The organism is Tsukamurella sp. TY48, assembly GCF_019656655.1.
Classification (GTDB): Bacteria; Actinomycetota; Actinomycetes; order Mycobacteriales; family Mycobacteriaceae; genus Tsukamurella; species Tsukamurella strandjordii.
In genome coordinates this window covers 1,954,193-1,975,443 of record NZ_BPMV01000001.1, presented here as the reverse complement: position 1 = coordinate 1,975,443, position 21,251 = coordinate 1,954,193, and the positions used below count along the sequence as shown (strand labels likewise).

Below are 21,251 nucleotides of genomic sequence, written 5' to 3'. Positions count from 1 at the left end.
GGGCTGAGAATCCGCTGAACGAATCCGCACGTAGGCGGGCCGGAAGGCGGAGATTCGCGGTGTCTCGAATACCATGAGCATCCGTGTCCGTGCCTACTTCGCGCTCCGACCGGGAGCCCGACCCGCAGCCCACCCCGCAGCCCGATGGGCAGTCGCGGGTGCGGCTCGCCCGTCTCGTGGCGCTCGCCGCGGGTGTGGTCGGCCTGTTGCTCTGCCTGCTGACCCCGCTGTTGCCGGTGAAGCAGGCCACCGCCGGCCTCGATTGGCCGCAGGCGCGGCCCGGCGCGACGAGTGCCGATGTCACCGCCTCGCTGGTGACGCAGTCGCCCGCGAACTTCACCGCGACGGTGCCGTGCTCGGTGTTCACCGAGCTCGCCGCGAAGGGCGGGGTCGCCCTGTCGACGCTGCCGATCGGCACCTCACAGTCCCGCGAGCTGGGGCTGAGTGTCTCGGTGGGCGCCCCCGGTCCCGCGCAGTCGGTGACGGTGGCCTCCCGCAACGCGGTGATCGCCGCGGCCCCGATGGACCGGCTGCGCGGCTGCGCGCAGCTGCAGGTGTGGTCGAACCCGGCTGAGGTGGGCGCCCGGTTCGAGGGCACCGACGTGGCCGGGACCACGGCCACGGAGAACCGACCGGTGATGGGCGGCGTCTTCACCGATCTCACGCCCGCGCAGGTCGCCGCGGCCGAACCCGGGCTCCGCGCGCACGCCGAGATCGACACCCGGTTCGAGCTCGCGCCCTCGCCCGTGAAGGCGCTGGCGATCGCGCTGGGCCTGCTGTGCGTGCTGGCCTCGTTGATCGCCCTGTGGCTGCTGGACCGGGGCTACGGCTACCACCGCCGGGCCCCCAGCCGCGGCTGGAAGCAGATCCTGCGGCCCCGGCCGGTCGACGTGGCCGTGGTGGGCGGCCTGGTGCTGTGGACCTTCCTCGGCGGCGGCGGCTCCGACGACGGCTACATCCTGTCGATGGGCAAGGTCGCTTCGGAGGCCGGTTACACCCCGAACTACTACCGCTTCTTCGGTGCCCCCGAGGCGCCCTTCGATTGGTACTACAGCTTCCTCGCGCAGTGGGGTTCGATCAGCGCCAACGCGCTGTGGATGCGGATCCCCGCGCTGCTCGCGGGCATCGCCGTGTGGTTCCTGCTCTCCCGGGTGCTGCTGCCGCGGCTGGGTCCGGGTATCCGCCGCTATCCGGTGGCCACCTGGACCGCCGGGGCGATGCTGCTGGCCTTCTGGTTCCCGATGAACTCGGGCCTGCGCTCGGAGCCGATCATCGTGCTCGGCACCATCGTGACCTGGGCGGCGGTGGAGCGGGCCGTGGCCACGCGGCGCCTGCTTCCGGCCGCGATCGCCGCCCTGGCGGCGGGGATGACGCTGGGCCTCGCGCCGCAGGGCGTGGTCGCGGTGGCGCTGCTGCTGGCCTCGTCGGCGGCGGTGCTGCGCGTGATCGTGGCGCGCCGGAACGAGGCGGGGATCGCCGCACTGGTCCTCCCGATCCTCGCCGCGGGTGCGGTGATCGTGCCGATCGCCTTCCGCGACCAATCGCTCGCGTCGGTGGCCGAGGCGATCCGGATCCGCCTGGAGGTGGGTCCGGTGGCGCCGTGGACGCAGGAGTACCTGCGCTACTTCTTCCTCACCGTGGAGACCACGGACGGTTCGCTGGTGCGCCGGGTGCCGGTGTACCTGTTCATCATGTGCCTGTTCGTGGCGCTGTTCGTGATGTTGCGCAGCAAGCGGATTCCGCGGATCGATCCGGGTCCGGTGTGGCGCCTGGTGGGTGCGGTGTTCATCGGGGCGGCGCTGCTCTCGCTGACGCCGACCAAGTGGACGATCCACTTCGGTGTGTACGCCGGACTCGCCGCGGCCCTGGCCGCCGTGACCACGGTGGCGGTCGTGGAGGCCGCGCGCACCTCGGTCCGCAACTTCACGTTCTTCCTGTGCGGCATGCTGTTCGCGCTCGCCGCGGCCTTCGCGGGCTTCAACCTGTGGCCGTGGCCGTACCCGTGGGGCGTGCCGTGGTTCGACCGGCAGCCCGAGGTCGCGGGCCTCACGTTCAGCACGGTGTTCCGTGACCTCGCCTTCGTCGCGGGCGCGCTGGCCGCGTGGCAGCACTTCCGGATGGACTTCCGCCGGCGCGGCGAGGGCGGCCTGGCCGACGGCGATCTGGTGAACGCCGATGACGCCGAGCTGGCCACGCACACCCATGCGGACCAGGACGGTGCCCGGCGGGCCCGGCGCCGGCTCCAGCTGGCCTCGCTGCCGCTCGTGGTGGTGCTCGGCCTGCTGGTGCTGGGCGAGGGTGCGATCTTCGCGAAGGCGATGGTCTCGAACCCGTCCACCTACACCGTGGCCAAGGGCAACCTGGACACGCTGCGCGGCGACAGCTGCGGCATGGCCGAGAAGGTGCTGGTGGAAACCGATCCCAGCTCCGACCTGTTGCCCTCGGCGGAGGGCCGCCCGGCGGCGCAGGCGCTCACCGGCAGCGCGAGCCACGGCTTCCTGCCCGACGGTCTGCCCGACGAGCTCAAGCCGCTGGCGATCAGCTCGGCGCCCGGCCAGATCAACATGGCCTCGCCGATCACCCAGCCCTTCACTTCCACGGCGGCGACCGCCGGGACGGGCGGCGGGCGCGGACCGCGGACCATCAACGGCAGCACCGCCGCGCTCCCCTTCGGCCTGGATCCGGCCCGCACGCCGGTCGTGGGCTCGTACGGCCAGAACACGGTGCCCGCCGAGCTGTTCAGCGATTGGTACACGCTGCCGGCCCGCTCGGCGGATCGCCCGCTGGTGGCTTTCGCGGCCTCGGGCGCGATCTCCTCGGTCGGTCCGACCGGCAAGAAGGAGTACGGCCAGCCCGTGACCTTGGAGTGGGCGGAGCGCCGTCCCGACGGTTCGCTGGGCGCGCAGGGCGTGCTGGATCCGATCGATCCGGGCCCGAACAAGCCCTGGCGGAACCTGCGGGTGCCGATGGACGCGATCCCGCCGACCGCGAACGTGGTGCGCATCCACGTGCGCGATCCGAACCTGGGCGAGCAGCAGTGGGTGGCGGTCACGCCGCCGCGCGCGCCGCGCCTGCGCACGCTGCAGGACGTGGTGGGCAAGCAGGACCCGGTGCTGCTGGATCTGCTGGTGGGCCAGCAGTTCCCGTGCCAGCGGCCGATGGCGATCCGCAACGGTACCTACGAGGTGCCCAAGTGGCGCATCCTGCCGACGCGCAAGGACGCCCTGTCGACCTCGTCGACGTGGCAGGCCCGCGAGGCCGGCGGCCTGCTGACCGTGCCGGACACGCTGCTCAGGACGACCACGCTGCCGACCTTCATGACGGGCGATCTGACCCGGGACTGGGGTGAGCTGCAGCAGTACACCCCCATCGCCGCCGACGCCCCCGCCGCGGATCTGACGGTCGGGACGCAGACGCGGTCCGGGCTGTGGCGCGAGGGCCCGATCCGCGCCCTGACGAACCAGACGGTGAGGAACTGATGACCAGCGAGAATTCGACCTCCTCGCCGTCGGGCAAGGACGGGGACGCACCGAAGAAGGCCGCCGCGCCGACACCGCCGTCGAAGGCACCTTCGACCCCGCCTCCGACACCGCCTTCGAAGCCGACGTCGACGCTGCCGGCGGAGCAGCGCTACGGGAAGTGGCGGATCGTCGCCGCGGTGGCCGGCCTGCTGGGCTTCATCCTGGCGATCCTCACGCCCTTCCTGCCGGTCGAGGAGAACACCGCGGCGGTGAATTGGCCGCAGAACGGCAAGGTCGCGAACGTCGACGCTCCGTTGGTCTCCTATGCGCCGATCCGCCTCGACGTCACGCTGCCGTGCTCCGTCGTGGATCAGCTCCCGGCGCAGGGCGGCACGCTGCTGCGCACGCTGCCCAGCGACGGTCCGCGGCCGGGCCTGCAGGGCCTGGTGATCCGCGCGGATGCGCAGAACGTGCTCATCGCCGATCGTGATGTGGCGCTGGCCACCGCGAACCGCGCCGATGTGGCGCGCGCGGGCGCGGGCTGCGCGATCCGCTTCGTCTCGACGCCCGAGGCGACGACGGCCGAGTTCACCGGCATGCCGGCGGGAGCGCAGACCTCCAACCAGCTCTCGAACACGGTGGCCGATCCGAACCTGCGGCCGCAGATCACCGGCTTCTACACGGATCTGCCGGAGTCGACCCCGGTCGCCGGTATCGACGTCACGACGCAGATCGATACCCGGTTCAACACCTCGCCGTCCACGCTGAAGCTGCTCGCGATCATCGTGGGCGTGGCGTCCACGATCCTCGCGCTCGTGGCGCTGGGTTTCGTGGACATGCGCGACGGCCGCGGTCACATCCGGTTCATGCCGCAGGGCTGGCTGCGCCCGCGGCCGGTGGATTTCACGGTGATCGGTGTGCTGGGCATCTGGTGGCTGATCGGGCCGAACACCTCCGATGACGGCTACCAGATCACGATGGCCACGCAGGCGAAGTACAGCGGCTACATGATCAACTACTTCCGCAGCTTCGGTGTGCCGGAGAACCCGGTGGGGTGGAACGACTACCTGTTCACCGCGATCTCGCACTTCACCACCGCGGCGCCGGCGATGCGGCTGCCCGGGTTGGTGTTCGGCCTGTTGACCTGGCTGGTGATCTCCCGCGAGATGATCCCGCGGTTGGGCCGCGCGGTGCGGAACAACCCCGCCGCGCTGTGGGCCGGTGCGGGCGGCTTCCTGCTGATCTGGCTGCCGCTCAACAACGGTCTGCGCCCCGAGCCCGCGGTGGTCTTCTTCTCGCTGCTCACCTGGGTGTCGGTGGAGCGCGCCATCGCCACGGGCAGGCTGCTGCCGGTGGCGATCGCCGTGCCGTCGGCCGCACTGTGCGTGGGCGCAGCGCCGGGCGGCCTGATCGCCGTGGCGGCTCTGCTCGCCGCATCGCGGCAGATCGTCACGCGGGTCATCAAGCGCCGCAAGCGTGATGGACTGGTGCCGCTGATCGCGCCGATCCTCGCCTCGGGTATGGCGTACCTGTTCTACGCCTTCTTCACGCCCACTTTCGCTGCGCTCCGCGAGGCGATCGATGTCAAGAAGGTCACCGGTCCCACGCTGGAGTGGTACGAGGAGGGTGTCCGGTACTACTACCTGATGCTCGAGACCGAGGACGGCTCGGTGATCCGCCGGATCGGCGTGCTCACGGCCTTCCTGTGCCTGTTCACCGTGCTCACCTTCATGTTGCGGCGCAAGCGCCCGGCGGGGATCTCCTCGGGCCCGGTGTGGCGCCTGATGGCGGTCTTCTTCGCCACCATCGTGATGCTGGCCTTCACCCCCACCAAGTGGACGCACCACCTCGGCCTGTACGCGGGCTACGCCGCCGGGATCGCCGCTGTGGCCGCCACACTCACCATGACGCCGATGATGCGGTCGAAGCGCAATCGCGTCTTCTTCGCCGCGGCGGCACTGTTCGTGGCCGCGATCTCGTTCTCCTCGCGCAACGGCTACTACTGGGCGGGTACGTACGGGATCCCGTGGAACAACATGCCTCCCGAGCTGTTCGGCGTGCAGTTCTCTTGGGTGCTGTTCGTGATGTCGGTGGGTACTGCCCTGTACGGCCTGTGGCTGCACTACCGCAGGGACTACCTGCCCGAGCCCACGCGGGCGAACTCGCGGGCCATCCCCACGCTGGCGATCCTCACCATGCTGGTGGTGCTGTTCGACGTGACCACCGTGGCCAAGGGCGTGTATTCACAGCGCGGCAGCTTCTCCTGGGGCGCCTCGAACGCCCGTGCGCTGCAGGGTGACACCTGCTCGATGGCGAACTACGTGCTGATGGAGCAGGACCCGAACGGCGGACAGTTGCGGCCCGCACCGCGGCCCGACGGTTCCGTGCCCGCGGCGGCGCAGGCCCTCAGCGGGCGGTCCACGGGATTCACGCTCAACGGCGTTCCCGGGTGGGCCTCGCCGGTGAAGTCGAACCCCGGGCACAACACCGATGTCACGAATCAGGACGTGCCGGAAGTTCCCGGCGGCAAGCGCAATCCGGACTTCAAGACCGACGGCGTCCCCCTGCCCTTCGGCCTGAACCCCGCCACCACGCCGGTGATCGGCAGCGCGGGGGCACCGGGCCTCGCGAACGTGACCACCGACTGGTACGCCCTGGGACAGATCACCGACCGCACCCCGCTGGTCACGCTGTCCGTGGTCGGACCCGTGGCGGCCACCGGACTGAACGGCGTCAAGCGCGACGGCCGGACCCTGTTCCTGGAAGCCGGCCGGCGGGCGCCCGACGGCGGCGTGCAGCCGCTCGGCCGGTTCGTGCCGATCGACGCCTGGAGCAACAACAACTGGCGCAACCTGCGGTTCCCCACGGCCGATCTCCCGGCCGGGACGAACACGGTGCGCGTGGTGGTCGACGATCCGGTCCCGTCGCCCGATGCGATCGCGTTCACTCCGCCGCGCATGACCACGATGCGCACCGCGCAGGAGGTCTTCGGCCGCGACACCGTGGTGGCGCTGGACTTCATGGTGGCCTTCGCCTTCCCGTGCCAACACCAGACGCGGGCGGTGAACGGCGTCTTCGAGCGGCCCGAGTACCGGGTCTCGCCGGATGTGGGCGCCACCATCTCGACCTCGAACACGTGGCAGGGCTGGAAGACCGGCGGCCCGCTGGGCGTGACCGACGCGATGTACCACGAGCAGGTCGTGCCGAGTTACCTGCAGAACAAGTGGGCGATGGATTGGGGCACGATCACCAAGTTCACGCCGTGGACGAAGGCCGAGCCCGCGCAGTTGGAGTTGGGGACCACCACTCGCAACGGCTGGTACACGCCCGGTCCGATGCGGTCGGCGAACTACTGACGGAGGCGCGCACCGTCGCGCCCTCGCTGGCCGTGATGGCCCGCGCCTTCGCCGACGATCCGGTGCTGCGCTGGGTGCAGCCGCGGCGGTTCGCCGATCGGATCACCTTCGCCGGGATGTACCTGGCCTCGCACGGTGCACCGGGCTCCGGTGACGTGCTGTACGAGGACGGGGCGATGGTGGGCGCCGCCTACTGGGATCCGCCGGGCTACGAGCCGCCGGCGCTGCGGCAGATCGCCTCGCTGCCGGTGCTCCTCGCGGGTGTCGGCACGGGTCTGCGGCGCGGTAGCCGCCTGGTGAGCGCCATCCTGGAGCGGCGGCCGAAGGAGCCGCACTGGTACCTGTCCACGCTCGGCGCCGTCACCCCGGGCCGCGGCATCGGCTCCGCGCTGATCGAGCGCGGCCTCGCACGGGTTTCCGGTCCCGCCTACCTGGAGTCCAGCAACCCGCGGAACGTGCCGCTGTACCAGCGCCACGGTTTCGAACCGCTGCAGCCGATCCGGCTGTCGGGCGGCCCCGAACTGATCCCGATGTACCGGCCCGCGCAGGACGGCTAGCGGACGCCGTCCCAGAGGGCGCGGATACCGGCGCCGGGGTCGGTGACGACGCCGTCGTGCGGCCCGCCGAAGACGCGGACCGTGCGTTCGGCGCCGTAGGGCGCCCAGCCCGGATCGTCGCCGCGCGTGAAGCGCACCCACGCGGCGTGCGTCTCGTCGGCGACCTCCTGCGAGGGCGCGGGTCCGGTGAGGTTCGTGACGCCCTCGGCGGCGAGGTTGTCGAAGACGAAGGCGAGTTCGACGGCGTGGCAGGCACCGAGCCGGCCGCCCAGGGCGGTGGACGGCTCGTCGAATCGGTAGACGAAGGTGTCGGCGCCGCCGGTGCGGGCCTCGGCGATCCGGACGGCGGGGATGCCGAAGAACCAGTCGGCCATGATGCGCGCGAAGATGGTGCCCGGGGCCGCATCCGGTTCGACGGCCCGGTACGCCGCGACCGCACCGGCCGGATCGGGCAGGCCGTACTTGGCGGCGGTGGGTTCCAACGCCTGCTCGGGCAGGTAGTCGATGAGCCCGCCCGGGACGAGGAAGAACAGCGCCTCGTCGGCGTTCGCGCCCACCAGGACCCGCACGCCGGAACCGGCACCGGCGCGGATGGATTCGATCGGCAACCGGGGCACCACATCGCCGTCGATCACGGGCTCGAAGATCATCACGTTGGTGGTGAGCTCGCCCCACACCGCCGGATCGGGGTTCGCCTGGATCTCCGCATCGAGGGCGGTGGACGCGGAGATCAGCTCGTTATCGGGCACACCGGCGAAGGCCTCGCGGGTGGGCTCGATGCCCAGTTTCGCTGCGAGGGCGCGGGTCACCGTCTGCGCGGTCTCCCGGGTGAGGGCGTGGTGGCCGGCGCCGCTCTGCAGGACGGCCTGCCCGAACAGGCCCTCCGCGTGCGGGGAGCCGAGCAGCGAGCCCACGCTCATACCGCCCGCGGATTCACCGGCCACGGTGACGCGCGCCGGGTCGCCGCCGAAGGCCGCGATGTTGTCCTGCACCCAGCGCAGCGCGGCGAGCTGGTCGCGCAGGCCGAGATTGGTGTGCTCGTCGCCGGTGTCGAGGAAGCCGAGAGCGCCGAGCCGGTAGTTGAGGGTGACGCACACGACGCCGTCCCGGGCGAAGGCGGCGCCGTCGTAGTAGGGGCTGCGGCCGCTGCCGTTGCGGAAGGCGCCGCCGTGGATCCACACGAAGACCGGCGCGCTGCCGGCGACGTCGGGGGTCCACACGTTGAGGTTGAGGCATTCCGGACCCGGGAAGTCGGGCTCGGCCGTGAGGATCTCGGCCACGGGCCCCTGGTAGCCGGGTTTGGGCACCGTCGGGCCGAGGACGAGTGCGTCCCGCACACCGGACCACGGCGCCGGGGGCTCCGCTGGAAGGAACCACCCGGCGCCGTCGAACGGTGCGGCGTACGGGATCCCGAGGAATCGGGTCACGCCCTCGCGGGCGTCGCCGCGCAGGCGGCCGGTGCGGGTATCGACGATCACGTCCATACCCTCATCGTGCCGGACGCTAGGGCTTCTGGTCGCCCTTCGTGATAACCACGCGCACATCGCCGCTGGCCTCCACGGTCTTACGGGCCGCCGCATCGTTCTCGGCGTCCGCCTCGTAGACCTCCACCGCCACCATCTCGCCGGTGTGGGCGGGCAGGTACAGGTCCTCCGGGACCTCGCCGTCCACGTATACCGGCACCTCCTCCGAGGGCAGCACATCGGTCGAATCATCGGTCACGGCAAGGGTGTTGGCGTGAACCCGCACGCGCAGCCCCAGATCGTCGCGACGCGCGCGCTCCGCCACGATCAGCGGGTCGTGCCACAGATCCATCATCAGTGCCACGCACATGCCCAACATCACCACCAGGAAGGGGAGCGCCGCGATGATGGCCATCGTCTTGATGCCCTCCAGCGCATCGTCTCCGCTGGCCCACAGGAGCAGCGCGGCGACACCGCCGGTGAGCACGCCCCAGAAGACGGTGATCATCCGGCTCGGTTCCTCGGTGCCGCGTTGCGAGAGCGTGCCCATCACGATGGACGCCGAATCCGCACCGGAGACGAAGAAGATGCCGACCAGGACCACCACCAGGACGGTGGTGAGCGTGGTCCACGGCAGGTTCCCGAGCACCCCGAACAGCAGGCTCTCGGAATCGGGGGCCTTGCTGACGCCCAGGCCCGCCTGTTCTTGGTTGATCGCGGTGCCGCCGAAGATGACGAACCACACCAGCGAGACCAACGTGGGAACACACATCACGCCGATCACGAACTCGCGGATGGTGCGGCCCTTGGAGATCTTGGCCAGGAAGAGTCCCACGAACGGGGTCCAGCTGACCCACCACGCCCAGTAGAAGATGCTCCACGTGGCGAGCCACTCGCCGGCCTCCGGCTGGTTCGCCGCGGACCGGGCCGACATGGTCATGAAGTCCGCGAGATAGGAGCCCATGGTGGTGGGCAGCAGGTTCAGGATGAACACAGTGGGGCCCACCACGAAGACGAAGACCGCGAGCACCAGGGCCAGCACCATGTTGGTGTTGGAGAGCCACTGGATGCCCTTGGCGATGCCCGAGACCGCGGAGGCCACGAAGGCCAGCGTCAGGATGGCGATGATGGCCACCAGCAGCATCGTGCTGGAGCCGTTGTCGACCCAGCCCAGCTCCTTGATGCCTGCGCCCACCTGCGCGGCGCCGAGACCCAGCGAGGCGGTGGTGCCGAAGAGCGTGGCGAAGATGGCCAGGATGTCGATGATCCGGCCGCCCACGCCGTGTCCGCCGGTGCGGTTGAAGATCGGGGCGAAGACGGAGCTGATCAGTTGGTTCCGGCCGCACCGGTAGGTGCTGTAGGCGATGGCCAGTCCGACCACCGCGTAGATGGCCCACGGGTGGAAGCCCCAGTGGAACATCGTGGTGGCCATGGCAACCGCCACGTCGTGGCTGGAGGTGCCGGGCGGCGCCGTGACGAAATGCGAGATCGGCTCGGCGGCGCCGTAGAACATCAGGCCGATGCCCATGCCGGCGCTGAACATCATGGCGATCCAGGAGACCGTCTTGTATTCGGGTTGCTCGCCGTCGCGGCCGAGCGGAATCTTCCCGTATCGGGAGAGGGCCAGGTAGGCCGCGAAGAGAACGAACAGGGTGGCCGAAATCAGGAACAGCCAGCCCAAATCAGTAATGATCCAGTGAAGGACATCGGAGGTCGTCTGCTTCAACCCATCCGAATCGAGGAAACCCCACACGACGAACGCCAACACCGCGGCGCCCGCCACACCGAAAACGACCCAGTCAGTCCGGTGATGGTTTCCTGTCTCGTTAGTAACAGTAGCCATGAACCCACTAGATCACACGGGATACGGGCAGTACCAAATCTCGTGCAAAGCCGTACCCAGCACAGATGGTCGAACTAGACTGCGGCGCTTTGAGGTTCGAAGCAAATGTGATCAGGCCGATGGTACGACCGAACGCACCCATCCCTCGAGCCCACGGGGGTTGCGGGTCTGCAGCAGCACGCGACCCGGTCCGGTGAACTCGAAGACCATGCCCTCGCCCGATTTGGCCGACTGGATCCACTTGCCCTGGACGGCGCGGCGCATGGCGAACTGCATGCTCAGGTCGTACGCGACCACGTGGCCGGTGTCGATGACCACCTGTTCGCCGGGCTTGAGGTCGATCACGTCGATCGCGCCGTAACAGGCCACCAGCACCTCGCCCTGGCCGGAGGCCTGCAGGCCGAAGGCACCCTCGCCGCCGAAGAAGGTCTTGGCGCCACCGAACTGGGCGGCGGTCTGCACGCCGTACGAGCTGGCCAGCCAGCCGCCGCGGGTGATGTAGAAGGGACGGTCCGGCTGGATCTGCAGGGTCGCGATATCGCCGGGCAGGGTGCCGGCGATATCGACCCAGCCGCCGGTGGGCGGGGCGGTGAAGGTGGAGACGAAGAAGGACTCGCCGGAGAGCAGGCTGCGCTTGAGGCCCTGCATGATGCCGCCCTGGGCCTGCGATTGCAGATGCATTCCGGCCGAGTGGGCCACCATGGCGCCCGATTCGATGGTCATCGGCTCGTTCGGCGCGAGATGGCAGCGCGCCATGGTGAACGACGGGTTGTGCCGGAGCTGTACCTGCATGCGGAGGAATCTAGCGCACGCCGGAGGCGACGGTGCCGCGTTCACGCCGCGCCGCATCACGGGCCAGAGCGCGGTCGCGCGACTCCTCGAAGCGCACCGCCTTGGCATCGAGCTCGTCCGTGAAATCGCAGATCAGATCGCGCATCCGGCCCGCCTCTCCGGTGAGATCGGTGCGATCGAAGAGATTCCAGGTCCGGAGCACCGGGACCACCACGGAATCGCGATGCTGACGCAGGTCGTAGATCCCGTTCTTCGCCATCAGCACGGCGTCGCGCCGGAAGTGCGGCAGCGCCGCGCCGGGCATCTGGAAGTTGGTGAGCACCGTGTACACCGCGGCCAGGGCCTGCTCCGGCGCCAGGTCGATCGCCGCCGAGAGGATGTTGCGGTAGAAGAGCATGTGCAGGTTCTCGTCGGCGGCGACGCGGCCCAGCATCCGCTCGGCGATCGGATCCGCGCAGACCGCGGCGGTGTTGCGGTGGCTGATCCGGGTGGCGAGCTCCTGGAAGGTCACGTAGCTCACCGACAGCAGCATCGAGTTCATGCCCGGGGCGAAGCCGTGCTGCATCTGCGTCATCCGCAGTTCCTCCAGCTCCACCGGGTCCACACCGCGGGTCACCGTCAGATAGTCGCGCAAGACGATCGAGTGCCGGGCCTCCTCGGCGGTCCACCGGTGCACCCAGTAGCCCCACGCACCGTCCAGGGAGAAGTTCTCGGCGATCTCGCGGTGGTAGCTGGGCAGGTTGTCCTCGGTGAGCAGGTTCATCGTCAGGGCGGCGCGCGCGACCGGCGACAGATCGGAATCGGATTCCTCGAAGTCCGTGCCGCCCAGTGCGGCGAAGTCCCGGCCGCGGCTCCACGGCACGTAGTCGTGGGGATGCCAGTCGACGGCGTGCCGCAGGTGCCGGTCGACCTCCGTCTCCGCGGTTCCCGCGAGCTCGTGCAGCAGTTCCAGGTCGGTCAAGTCGGTCATGGTTGTCGATGCTTCCGGCCGGCGCCCCGGCGGGCCAGGGCGTCCCGTCCCCCGCGGCGTCCCGAAGTCCTTCGGGGCGCGGCGATACCGCGAACGGGGACGTCGGTCATCGGCTCCCGGTACATATGTCCCGGTGGGCGGTCCGACGGTGCGCCGCGGGCCTATCCTGGACGTCATGGCCACCGTCTTCCTCGTCGACGATCACGAGATCGTCCGCCGGGGCCTGACCGACCTGCTGACCTCGGACGGAACTCACCGGGTGGTGGGCGAGGCGGCCACGGTGCGCGCGGCGCTGGCCCGCATTCCCGCGGTCGCGCCACAGGTCGCGGTGGTCGATGTGCGCCTGCCCGACGGTTCCGGGATCGACCTGATCCGCGCGCTGCGCGAGCGCGATCCGCGGCTCCCCTGCCTGGTGCTCACCTCCTACTCCGACGATCAGGCCCTGCTGGACGCGATCACCGCCGGAGCACAGGGCTACGTGCTCAAGCAGATCCGCGGCAGTGAGCTGGTCACGGCGATCGCCACGGTGGCGGCGGGCGGATCGCTGCTCGATTCCGCGAGCACCACCCGTGTGCTGCAACGGATCCGCGACGCCGACCGCATCCCCTCCCCCGCCCGTGCGGGCCTCACCGGCCAGGAGGAGGCGGTGCTCGAACTCCTCGGGGAGGGATTGTCGAACAAACAGATCGCCGACCGGATGTTCCTGGCGGAGAAGACGGTCCGCAACCACGTGACCGGGGTGCTGGCGAAACTGGGCGTGGAGAACCGAGTGCAGGCCGCGCTGCGTGCGGCGCAGTGGCGCGAATCCCGTGGGCCCCGGCCGTGACCGCCTCACACCAGCGAGGACCGCGCGTGCGACCAGGCGTCGACCGCCGGTTCCCCGCGGCGCGTGGCACGTTCGGCGAGCAGCCTTCCCAGCAGGCCGCACACCAGGTACTCGAGGTCCATGCCGTGCACCGCCGCCGTGGTGCGCAGCTCGTTCCACCGGGTGACCCGGCCGGTGTAGGCGGCCTCCGCGAGGTCCACCACGAGGGCCCGCAACTCCGGCCGGTCGAGGGGGTCGACATCACATCCGTTCATGGGCACCACGATCCCGTGCGCCGGCGGCCGGCGACAGGGGCGTTCGTCCCGTCCCGGTTCCCGATCCGGACGCGCCAGGAGGCGCGGTGAGCGAGCAGCCCGAACGCGCAGACCTGCAGGACATCCTCAGCGCCGTGCTGGCGGTGGCGCAGGGGCTCGACCTACCCAGTACCTTGCGCCGCATCGTCACCTCGGCGATGGCGCTGGTGGACGCCCGCTACGGCGCGGTGGGCGTGAGCAACGACGACGGCTCGCTGCAGGAGTTCATCTACGTGGGCGTCGACGCCGAGGCCGCCGCGCTGATCGGCGATCCGCCGTGCGGCCGCGGCGTGCTGGGCTACCTGCTGCGCGAGAGCGAGCCGCTCCGGCTCGACGAGCTGTCCACGCATCCCGCCTCGGTGGGCTTCCCGCCGAATCATCCGCCGATGCACACCTTCCTGGGCGCGCCCATCATCGTCAACGACGATCTCTTCGGATGCATCTACCTCTCCGAGAAGGCGGGCGGGCGGCAGTTCACCGCGGGTGATGCGAAGGCGATCGAGGTCTTCGCGGCTGCCTCGGCGGTGGCGATCGACAACGCCCAGATGCACACCGCGGCACTCGCGCAGCAGGAGCGGGTGGGCGAGCTGCAGGTGATCGAGGAGCGCGAGCGCATCGGCCGCGATCTGCACGATCACGTGATCCAGCGGATCTTCGCCGCCGGGCTGGGCCTGCAGGTGGCGCGATCGGCCGCCGACGAGGAGCCCGTGCGCGAGCGCCTCGATGCGGTGATCGGCGAGCTCGACCGCACCATCGCCGACATCCGGTCGACGATCTTCGAGCTCTCGGATCACCGCACCGAGCTGCGGGCCCGGCTGGTGCGGGCCACCCGGTCGGTGGCGCACGGCGGCGATCTGGCCGTGGACATCGGCTTCTCCGGACCGGTGGAGAGCGCGGTCTCCGACGATCTGGCCCGCGATGTGGAGGCGGTGATCATCGAGAGCGTCTCGAACGCTGTGCGGCACAGCGGCGGCACCCGGGTCTCGGTGACGGTCTCGGCGAGCGGCGATGCGGTGGCCGTGGAGGTGGCCGACGACGGCGCCGGCATCCCCGCCGACGGACGGCGCAGCGGCCTACGGAATCTCGCGACGCGGGCCGAGCTGCGCGCTGGCCGGTTCGAGGCCCGCCCGGCCGAGCCGGGCACCGAGCGGCCCGGCACCGTGGTGCGGTGGGAGGTCCCCCGCGAGGACTAGCCGACCAGCGTGGCGGTGAGGGCGTGGAAGCCGCCCTCCACATCGGCGGCGCGATGCAGGCCGATGTCCCGCAGCGCCGCCGCGGCGAGTGAGCTGGTGTACCCCTCGGAGCAGATCACGAGCCAGCGCACGTCCCAGTCCACCGCCTCGTCGATCCGGGCGGCGGAGGCGGGGTCGAGGCGCCATTCGAGCACGTTCCGCTCGATCACCAGGGCGCCGGGGATCTCGCCCTCGGCGGCGCGCTGGGCCGCGGGCCGGATGTCCACGAGGTGAGCGCCCGCGGCGAGCTCGCGGGCCACCGCCGCAGCCGGGACCCGCTCGATCCGGCCGCGGGCGGCGGCCAGCAGGGCGTCGATGCCGCGGTGCTTCGGCGGGGCCTCCGGCTCGTCCGTGAGTTCACTGCGCACGCGCCGCAGCCGCCCGTCGGGACGCACCTCGTAGTACGACATCGCCGTCAGCGGCGGCGAGTAGGCGTGCACCGACAGCGTCGGCTTATCGGCCTCACCGGAGGCGGCGTCGTGCGCATCGGGGTGCCGGGTCACATCGTGCACCCAGCCCCGGTCGAAGCCGGCCTGCCCGCCCGGATCGATCCGCCGTTCGCGGAGTCGTTCGCCGTCCCAGCTGCGTTCGGACAGCGCACCGTCGACCACGGTGAGCGCGCCCAGCGAGCCGGCGTGGTCGTGCAGTTCGGTGGACCGCTCCGGGACCCAGGAGATCAGCCAGACATCGACCTCGTCGTCGCCCCAGAGCCGCGCGGCCCAGCGTTCGCCGGGCGGCCAGGCATCGGGGATGAGGTGGTCGTAATCGCCCGCGCGCACCCTGTCCGCCTCGGCGGCGGTGAGCGCCAACAGGTCCGGTACGTGCTCGGTCATGCACCTCAGTGTCGGCGGGGCGCGCGATACCGAGAACCCTTCCGCTCAGCGCGACCGCAATGCCGATCGCCGCAGGTCAGCGGACGAGGCCCACCTGGCGCAGCCAGGCGGCGGCCACATCGGCGGGATCGCGGCCGTCGATGTCGATCTGGCCGTTGAGCTCCTGCATGGTCTCGTTCGTGAGCAGCTTGCTCACCTTGCCGAGCACGTCCGTGAGCGCGGGGTACTTGGCGAGCGCGTCCGTGCGTACCTCGGGCACGCCGTCGTAGGGCAGGAAGAACTTCCGGTCGTCCTCCAGCAGCTCCAGGCCGAGCTTGCGGATGCGTCCGTCGGTGGCGTACACATCGCCCGCGAGGCAGGTGCCGCCCGAGATCGCGGAGTAGATGACGCCGGCATCCATGGTGGTCACCGTGTTCGGCGGCGTACCGGTGCCGAGCGGCACCTCGTACTTCTGCAGCAGTCGGCCGAGTCCGTCGGGGCGGGACTGGAACTCGGGATCGACACACAGTGTCCGCTGCGGCGGTGGCAGCCGGAACAGATCGCTGAGCGTGCGCAGGTTCAACTGCGCCTTCTGCTGCGGCGTGACCGCGAAGGCGTAGGTGTTGTTGAACGGGGCGGGCGTGAGCACCTCGATGCCGTTGGCGCGCTCGGCGTCCCGCACCCGATTGAACAACTCGGTGGAATCGCTGATGGTCTCGGTCTGCTTGAGGTAGCTCACCCAGATGGTGCCGGTGTACTCCCAGGAGACATCGGCGGCCCCGCTCGTCATCGCCTGGCGCGAGGACATCGAGCCGGGGGCGTTGGTGATATCGGTGATATCGGCGCCGGAGGCCTGCAGCATGGTGGTGGTGATCTTGCCGAGCAGCACGCCCTCGGAGAAGGACTTCGAGGTCACCGAGATCTTCGCGCCCGCGAGGGGCTTCTGGCCGTCGGCCGATTCGGCGCGCACGAAATGTCCCGAGGAGCTCTCCAGCCCGCAGGCGCCGAGCGTGAAGGTCAGCGCCGCAACCAGGGCGACGATCAGCGGCCGGCGGCTCATGCGGGCCCCCCTCGCAGGCCGCGCGGGGACAGCAGGTACTCGGCCATCCGCGCCACCCAGTCGATCCCGAGCGCGAGCAGCGCCACCAGGAGCGCGCCGGAGAACAGCAGCGGCGGCAGGTACAGGGTGACGCCGGTGGTGATCAGTACGCCCAGGCCGCCGGCACCGATGAAGGTGCCGAGGGTGGCGGTGCCCACCAGGATCACCAGCGCGGTGCGCACACCGTGCAGGATCACGGGCACCGAGAGCGGGAGCTCCACCTTGAGCAGCGCCTGAAATGCTGAGAATCCCTGTCCGCGGGCGGCTTCGATCACCCGGTCGTCCACCTGGCGCAGGCCCACGATGGTGTTCTGCAGGATGGGGAGCACGGCGTACACCACGAGCGCGGCGACGGCCGTCCAGCGCCCGGTGCCGAACCACATGGCGAAGAGCACCACCATGCCCAGCACGGGCGCGGCCTGGCCGATATTGGCCAGTCCCACGACGATCGGGGAAATGCGGGCGAACCGCTTGCGGGTCACCAGGATTCCCAGCGGGATCGCGATGATCACCACGAGCACGGCCGAGACCCCGGTGAGCCAGATGTGCTGCCACACCGACGTGCCCAGGGCCGACCACTGCAGCTGCACCGCCTCGGTCTCCGAGAAGGTCTGGGTGGCGTGCCAGATCAGGTAGCCGACGAATCCGACCACCACCAGCAGCGGTTCCAGGATCAGGTCGAAGGGCGGGCCGCCGGCGAACCGGTTCTTGGCCTCGGTGTCCACGGTGGCGGTCATGGCGCCGCCCGGTAGGTATCGGCGGCCTGCTCCGGATTGGCGATCGCCTGACGCTCGCGGATGCGGGAGGCCACCTGCTCGATGGTGAGCGATCCGGTCACCCGGTCGCGATGGGTCACCAGCACGCCGCCCTGGCTCGCGGCGAGCATCACGTCGAGGGCGTCGGCCAGCGTGGCGGTGCGCTCGACCACGGGGAGCCGCTGATCGACGTAGTCGGAGATCACCGGCTTGCTCAACACCTCCGAGACCGAGGGCCAGGCGCGGGGCCGGCCGTCGGCATCGGTGACCACCACCCAGCTGAGCTTGGCCTCCTTGGCGCGCGCGGCGACCTCCTCGGAGTCCTCACCGGGATGGGTGAGCACCACGGGAGCGCTGGGGATCTCGCTCACGGTGGTGAGCGTGAGGTGACGCAGGGTGGCGCCGGATCCCACGAACTCCTCGACGAACTCGTTCGCCGGCGCCGTGAGGATCTCCTCCGGGGTGGCGAACTGCTCCACCTGGCCGCCCTCCGAGAGGATCAGCACGCGGTCGCCCAGCTTGATGGCCTCGTCCACATCGTGCGTGACGATCACGATGGTCTTGTGCAGGTCCTCCTGGATCGCGAGCAGCTGATCCTGGAGCCGGACCCGGGTGATGGGGTCGACGGCGCCGAAGGGCTCGTCCATGAGCAGCACCGGCGGATCGGCGGCGAGCGCGCGCGCCACGCCCACGCGCTGCTGCTGGCCGCCGGACATCTCCTTGGGGAAGCGTCCGCGGAACTCGTGAGGGTCCAGGCCGACCAGATCGAGCAACTCGTTCACGCGGGCGTCGATCCGGGACTTGTCCCAGCCCAGCAGCTTCGGCACCGCGGCGATGTTCTTCTCCACGGTCCAGTGCGGGAACAGGCCGCCGGCCTGGACCACGTAGCCGATGCCCTGGCGCAGCTCATCGGGATCGACGCCGGTGGCATCGGTGCCACCGATGATCACCTTCCCGGAGGTGGGCTCGATGAGCCGGTTGATCATCTTCAGAGTGGTGGTCTTACCGCAACCGGACGGTCCGACGATGGCCACCGTCTCCCCCGCGGCGATCTCCAGCGTGAGCTCCTTGACGGCCGGCTTCTCCTGGCCGCGGTAGCTCTTGACCACCTTGTCCAGGGTGATCGATACGCCCGTGGTCTCGGTCATGCGGGGATCCGTTCAGTCGGGGACACGGGGCGGTGGAAGGTGGTCATTGCAGCCCCTTCGAGACGGTGAACCGGCCGAGCAGCACCAGCAGGCCGTCGAGCACGAGCGCCACGATCACCACGAGAACCGTGCCGGTCAAGGCGGATTCGAGGGCTCCCGCGCCGCCGAGGCGGGCGAGGCCGGAGAAGATGAGGGAGCCCAGGCCCGGGCCGAGCACGTAGGCCACCACGGTGGCGACGCCCACCACCAGCTGGGTGCTCACCCGGATGCCGGTGAGGATCACGGGCCAGGCGTGCGGCAGCTCCACCGTGGCCAGTACCCGCCAGCGCGGCATACCGATGCCCCGGGCGGCCTCCACGATGTTCGGCGGCACCGCCCGCAGGCCCACGATCGCGCTGGTGAGGATGGGGAGCGTGGCGTAGAAACCCAGCATCGTGACCGACGGGGCCACGCCCAGGCCGAAGACGAGGAGCAGCAGCGCGAGCAGCGCCAGGGAGGGGATCGTCATGCCCACCGAGGCGATCGCCGTGGCGATCGCGGACCCGATGCGCGAGCGGTACACCGCGGCGGCCAGGACAAGCGCGATCACCACCGCGACCAGCACGCACTGGATCACCAGCGAGGCGTGTTGGTAGGTGAGGAAGGCGAGCTGATCCCCGCGACCGTCGAGGAATCTGCGGAGGTCCACTCGAACGAACCTACAGTTGTTCGACGAATCGTGTGCGGTTGGCGATCAGACTGGTTCGAAGTCGGAGGGACTGGATCAGCCCTTGATCCAGTCCAGGGCGATCGCCACGACGGCGGCGTTGAAGAAGAAGCTCAGCACGCTGTGCGCGATGAGCCGACGCCGCATCGGCGTGCTGGTCACGGTGACATCGGAGACCGCGAACGAAGTGCCCACGGTGAACGAGAAGTAGAGGAACTCGGTGGCCTGGGGGTTCTCGCAGCGCGGGAAGTCGAGGCCACCGTCGGTGTAGAAGGCGCGCGCGTAGATCTGCGCGAAGGCCATGTGCAGGAGCACCCAGGACAGCAGGACGGTGGCCGCGGCGGCCGGTTGCAGCCATGGGTCGGCCGTCGAGTCGTCCCTGCCCGCGATCATCAGCATGCCGCCCGCGAGCCCGGAGCCCGACGCCACCAGCGCGAACAGGGTGGCCTGCCAGGCCGGGGCGCGCACATCGTTCTCGACCGACTCCTCGTCGGGGATGTTGCGGCGCAGCGCGACCCAGGTGAGCACGATGTACCCGGCGGCCGCGACGTCCCAGGTCACGAGCAGGCCGACCGCCGAGCGGCCGAAGAACAGCACCAGGGCGAGCCACACCAGGCCCAGCGCGGTGAGCAGGGATTCCAGCAGCGGCACGAGCGACTTCCTCATGCCGACAGCTTGTCATCAGTGCGGTGGGGCGCCGCGCACGATGCGGCAGACCCCGTCCTCGCACACCGTCTCCGGCGGCGGCACGTCCGCGCCACGGGTTCCTCCCGGGGCGCTCCCCGGGCGGATCTCGTCACAGGTCGCCGCGAAACCGGCGAGCGTGCCCTCGTCGGCGCCCGCGGATGCGGCGATCGCATACGCGCGCTGCGCGTGGAGCAGGGCGTGCTCGGTATCGCCGGCGGCGGCGAGCAGGACGGCTTCGAGCTCCGCGTCCATCGCTTCGGCGGGGCAGCCGAGGTCCCGTTCGATCTCCGCGGTCGCTGCCGCCGGCCGGATTCCCCGCTCCTTCGCCGCCGCCAAGATCTCCAGCCCCTTGCGGGCGAGGCGGGTACCCGGTCTCCCCCACCCCGTCAACCCGGCGATGTGGGTGGCGAGCCGTAGCAGTCCGAAGGGCTCGTCCCCGGCCTGCGCCGCCAGCCGGTCGGCGTACCGATCCGCGGCGTCGTCGTCGAGCCGGGCCAGTTGCACCAACTTGCCCACGCCGCCCAGTTGGGACCATTCGAGTTCGGGGCAGGAGCCGAAGGCCTCGTCGTAGGTGGCGACCGCGGCAGCGGCATCGTCGGGGTCGAGTCGCTGCAGCGCGGCCTCCAAGGCGTAGGTCTCGCGCACCAGATCGCGCGCCAGCTCGTCCTTCTGGTGGGCGGCCGCCGCGTCCCGATCGAACCGTCCCGCGACGATCGCGGCGATGTCCCCCTCGGCGAGGTCGCTCGGGTGCCCGGACCAGGCGATGCGCCCGTCGGTGCCCACCACCATCGCGTACGGGATGCTCTGTACGTAGGCCGGTTCCAGCCAGGTCCGGGCCATGACGCCGTCGTTCGGGGAACCGCCGGCACCGGCGGGTGGGGGTGCGTCGACCGCGACGCGGTAGGCCATCGCGTCACCCATCTCGTCGACGTAGGCCCGCACCCCGTCGATTCCGTCGTCTTCCCAGACGGCCACCCCGATCACCCGGATCTCGGGGAACCGGGCCTGCAGTCCGGTGAGTGCGGGGATGCTCTCGCGGCACGGGCCGCACCAGGTGGCCCAGAACTCGATCACGTGCACGATGCCGCGTTCGATGCGGTCGACCGGCTCGCCCTTGACGAACTCCGCCACCCGCAGCGGCGGAGCGATCGAGCCCACGAGGAGCTCGGATTCAGGGGCCGGTGTGCTGTTCATGACCCGACGCTAGCCACGCGCGCGGCGCTGGTCACCCGTGATCGCGCGGGTACGGGC

General features: G+C 70.4%; 17 protein-coding genes and 1 pseudogene. 5 read left to right on the top strand and 13 right to left on the bottom strand.

Annotation, left to right across the window (positions count from 1 at the left end):
- Positions 1-83: 83 nt before the first annotated feature.
- Genes TTY48_RS09540 through TTY48_RS09530 form a run of 3 tightly spaced genes read left to right on the top strand, consistent with a single transcriptional unit; the run spans position 84 to position 7,374 of the window.
- Entirely contained in the window at positions 84-3,479 is a 3,396-nt protein-coding gene (locus TTY48_RS09540; protein WP_220657272.1) for an arabinosyltransferase domain-containing protein, read from the top strand.
- Entirely contained in the window at positions 3,479-6,817 is a 3,339-nt protein-coding gene (locus tag TTY48_RS09535; RefSeq protein ID WP_220657271.1) for an arabinosyltransferase domain-containing protein, read from the top strand. Before TTY48_RS09540 ends, TTY48_RS09535 begins: the two co-directional genes overlap by 1 nt.
- A 35-nt stretch (positions 6,818-6,852) precedes the next feature.
- Positions 6,853-7,374 (top strand): N-acetyltransferase, encoded by a 522-nt coding sequence (locus TTY48_RS09530; protein WP_220657270.1) that lies wholly within the window; start codon positions 6,853-6,855, stop codon positions 7,372-7,374.
- Here the strand turns inward: TTY48_RS09530 and TTY48_RS09525 are convergent.
- From TTY48_RS09525 to TTY48_RS09510, 4 genes are all read right to left on the bottom strand, one after another.
- Positions 7,371-8,858: a carboxylesterase/lipase family protein gene (locus tag TTY48_RS09525; protein ID WP_220657269.1), complete on the bottom strand. Its 1,488-nt coding sequence runs from the start codon at positions 8,856-8,858 to the stop codon at positions 7,371-7,373. The genes TTY48_RS09530 and TTY48_RS09525 overlap by 4 nt on opposite strands.
- Before the next feature lie 19 nt (positions 8,859-8,877).
- On the bottom strand, positions 8,878-10,680 hold the full coding sequence (locus tag TTY48_RS09520; RefSeq protein ID WP_220657268.1) for a BCCT family transporter: 1,803 nt from the start codon (positions 10,678-10,680) through the stop codon (positions 8,878-8,880).
- A gap of 111 nt (positions 10,681-10,791) precedes the next feature.
- Positions 10,792-11,472 carry a TIGR00266 family protein gene (locus tag TTY48_RS09515; RefSeq protein ID WP_220657267.1) on the bottom strand — a complete coding sequence of 227 codons (681 nt, stop codon included), beginning with the start codon at positions 11,470-11,472 and terminating at the stop codon, positions 10,792-10,794.
- 10 nt (positions 11,473-11,482) lie between these two features.
- Positions 11,483-12,442, bottom strand: coding sequence for an acyl-ACP desaturase (locus TTY48_RS09510; RefSeq protein WP_220657266.1), 960 nt, complete (start codon positions 12,440-12,442; stop codon positions 11,483-11,485).
- Positions 12,443-12,617: 175 nt separating this feature from the next.
- Between TTY48_RS09510 and TTY48_RS09505 the strand changes: the two genes are divergently transcribed.
- Positions 12,618-13,268, top strand: a complete 651-nt coding sequence (locus TTY48_RS09505; protein WP_220657265.1) for a response regulator transcription factor — start codon at positions 12,618-12,620, stop codon at positions 13,266-13,268.
- Positions 13,269-13,273: 5 nt separating this feature from the next.
- Here TTY48_RS09505 and TTY48_RS09500 read toward each other — a convergent pair whose 3' ends face one another.
- Positions 13,274-13,522: a hypothetical protein gene (locus tag TTY48_RS09500; protein ID WP_220657264.1), complete on the bottom strand. Its 249-nt coding sequence runs from the start codon at positions 13,520-13,522 to the stop codon at positions 13,274-13,276.
- An 86-nt stretch (positions 13,523-13,608) separates the two neighbouring features.
- Between TTY48_RS09500 and TTY48_RS09495 the strand changes: the two genes are divergently transcribed.
- Entirely contained in the window at positions 13,609-14,754 is a 1,146-nt protein-coding gene (locus TTY48_RS09495; RefSeq protein WP_220657263.1) for a GAF domain-containing protein, read from the top strand.
- On the opposite strand, the gene TTY48_RS21310 is transcribed toward TTY48_RS09495, so the two are convergent.
- The 8 genes and pseudogenes from TTY48_RS21310 to TTY48_RS09460 all read right to left on the bottom strand — a co-directional run bounded on the left by TTY48_RS21310 (position 14,751) and on the right by TTY48_RS09460 (position 21,194).
- Positions 14,751-15,053 (bottom strand): rhodanese-like domain-containing protein, encoded by a 303-nt coding sequence (locus TTY48_RS21310; protein WP_255585740.1) that lies wholly within the window; start codon positions 15,051-15,053, stop codon positions 14,751-14,753. The two genes, TTY48_RS09495 and TTY48_RS21310, sit on opposite strands and share 4 nt — an antisense overlap.
- Positions 15,054-15,119: 66 nt before the next feature.
- Positions 15,120-15,626: pseudogene (locus TTY48_RS21305) on the bottom strand (cysteine dioxygenase); the annotation flags it as partial.
- Between the two features lie 76 nt (positions 15,627-15,702).
- Entirely contained in the window at positions 15,703-16,665 is a 963-nt protein-coding gene (locus tag TTY48_RS09485) for a glycine betaine ABC transporter substrate-binding protein (protein WP_220657261.1), read from the bottom strand.
- Positions 16,662-17,441: an ABC transporter permease gene (locus TTY48_RS09480; RefSeq protein ID WP_220657260.1), complete on the bottom strand. Its 780-nt coding sequence runs from the start codon at positions 17,439-17,441 to the stop codon at positions 16,662-16,664. Before TTY48_RS09480 ends, TTY48_RS09485 begins: the two co-directional genes overlap by 4 nt.
- A complete protein-coding gene (locus tag TTY48_RS09475) occupies positions 17,438-18,607 on the bottom strand; it encodes an ATP-binding cassette domain-containing protein (RefSeq protein WP_220657259.1) in 1,170 nt (389 codons plus the stop codon). The genes TTY48_RS09480 and TTY48_RS09475 overlap by 4 nt, the downstream gene beginning before the upstream one ends.
- 43 nt (positions 18,608-18,650) lie before the next feature.
- On the bottom strand, positions 18,651-19,295 hold the full coding sequence (locus TTY48_RS09470) for an ABC transporter permease (protein ID WP_220657258.1): 645 nt from the start codon (positions 19,293-19,295) through the stop codon (positions 18,651-18,653).
- Between the two features lie 75 nt (positions 19,296-19,370).
- Positions 19,371-19,979 (bottom strand): DUF1345 domain-containing protein, encoded by a 609-nt coding sequence (locus TTY48_RS09465; protein ID WP_220657257.1) that lies wholly within the window; start codon positions 19,977-19,979, stop codon positions 19,371-19,373.
- A gap of 15 nt (positions 19,980-19,994) precedes the next feature.
- Positions 19,995-21,194 carry a TlpA disulfide reductase family protein gene (locus TTY48_RS09460; RefSeq protein ID WP_220657256.1) on the bottom strand — a complete coding sequence of 400 codons (1,200 nt, stop codon included), beginning with the start codon at positions 21,192-21,194 and terminating at the stop codon, positions 19,995-19,997.
- Between the last annotated feature and the right edge of the window lie 57 nt (positions 21,195-21,251).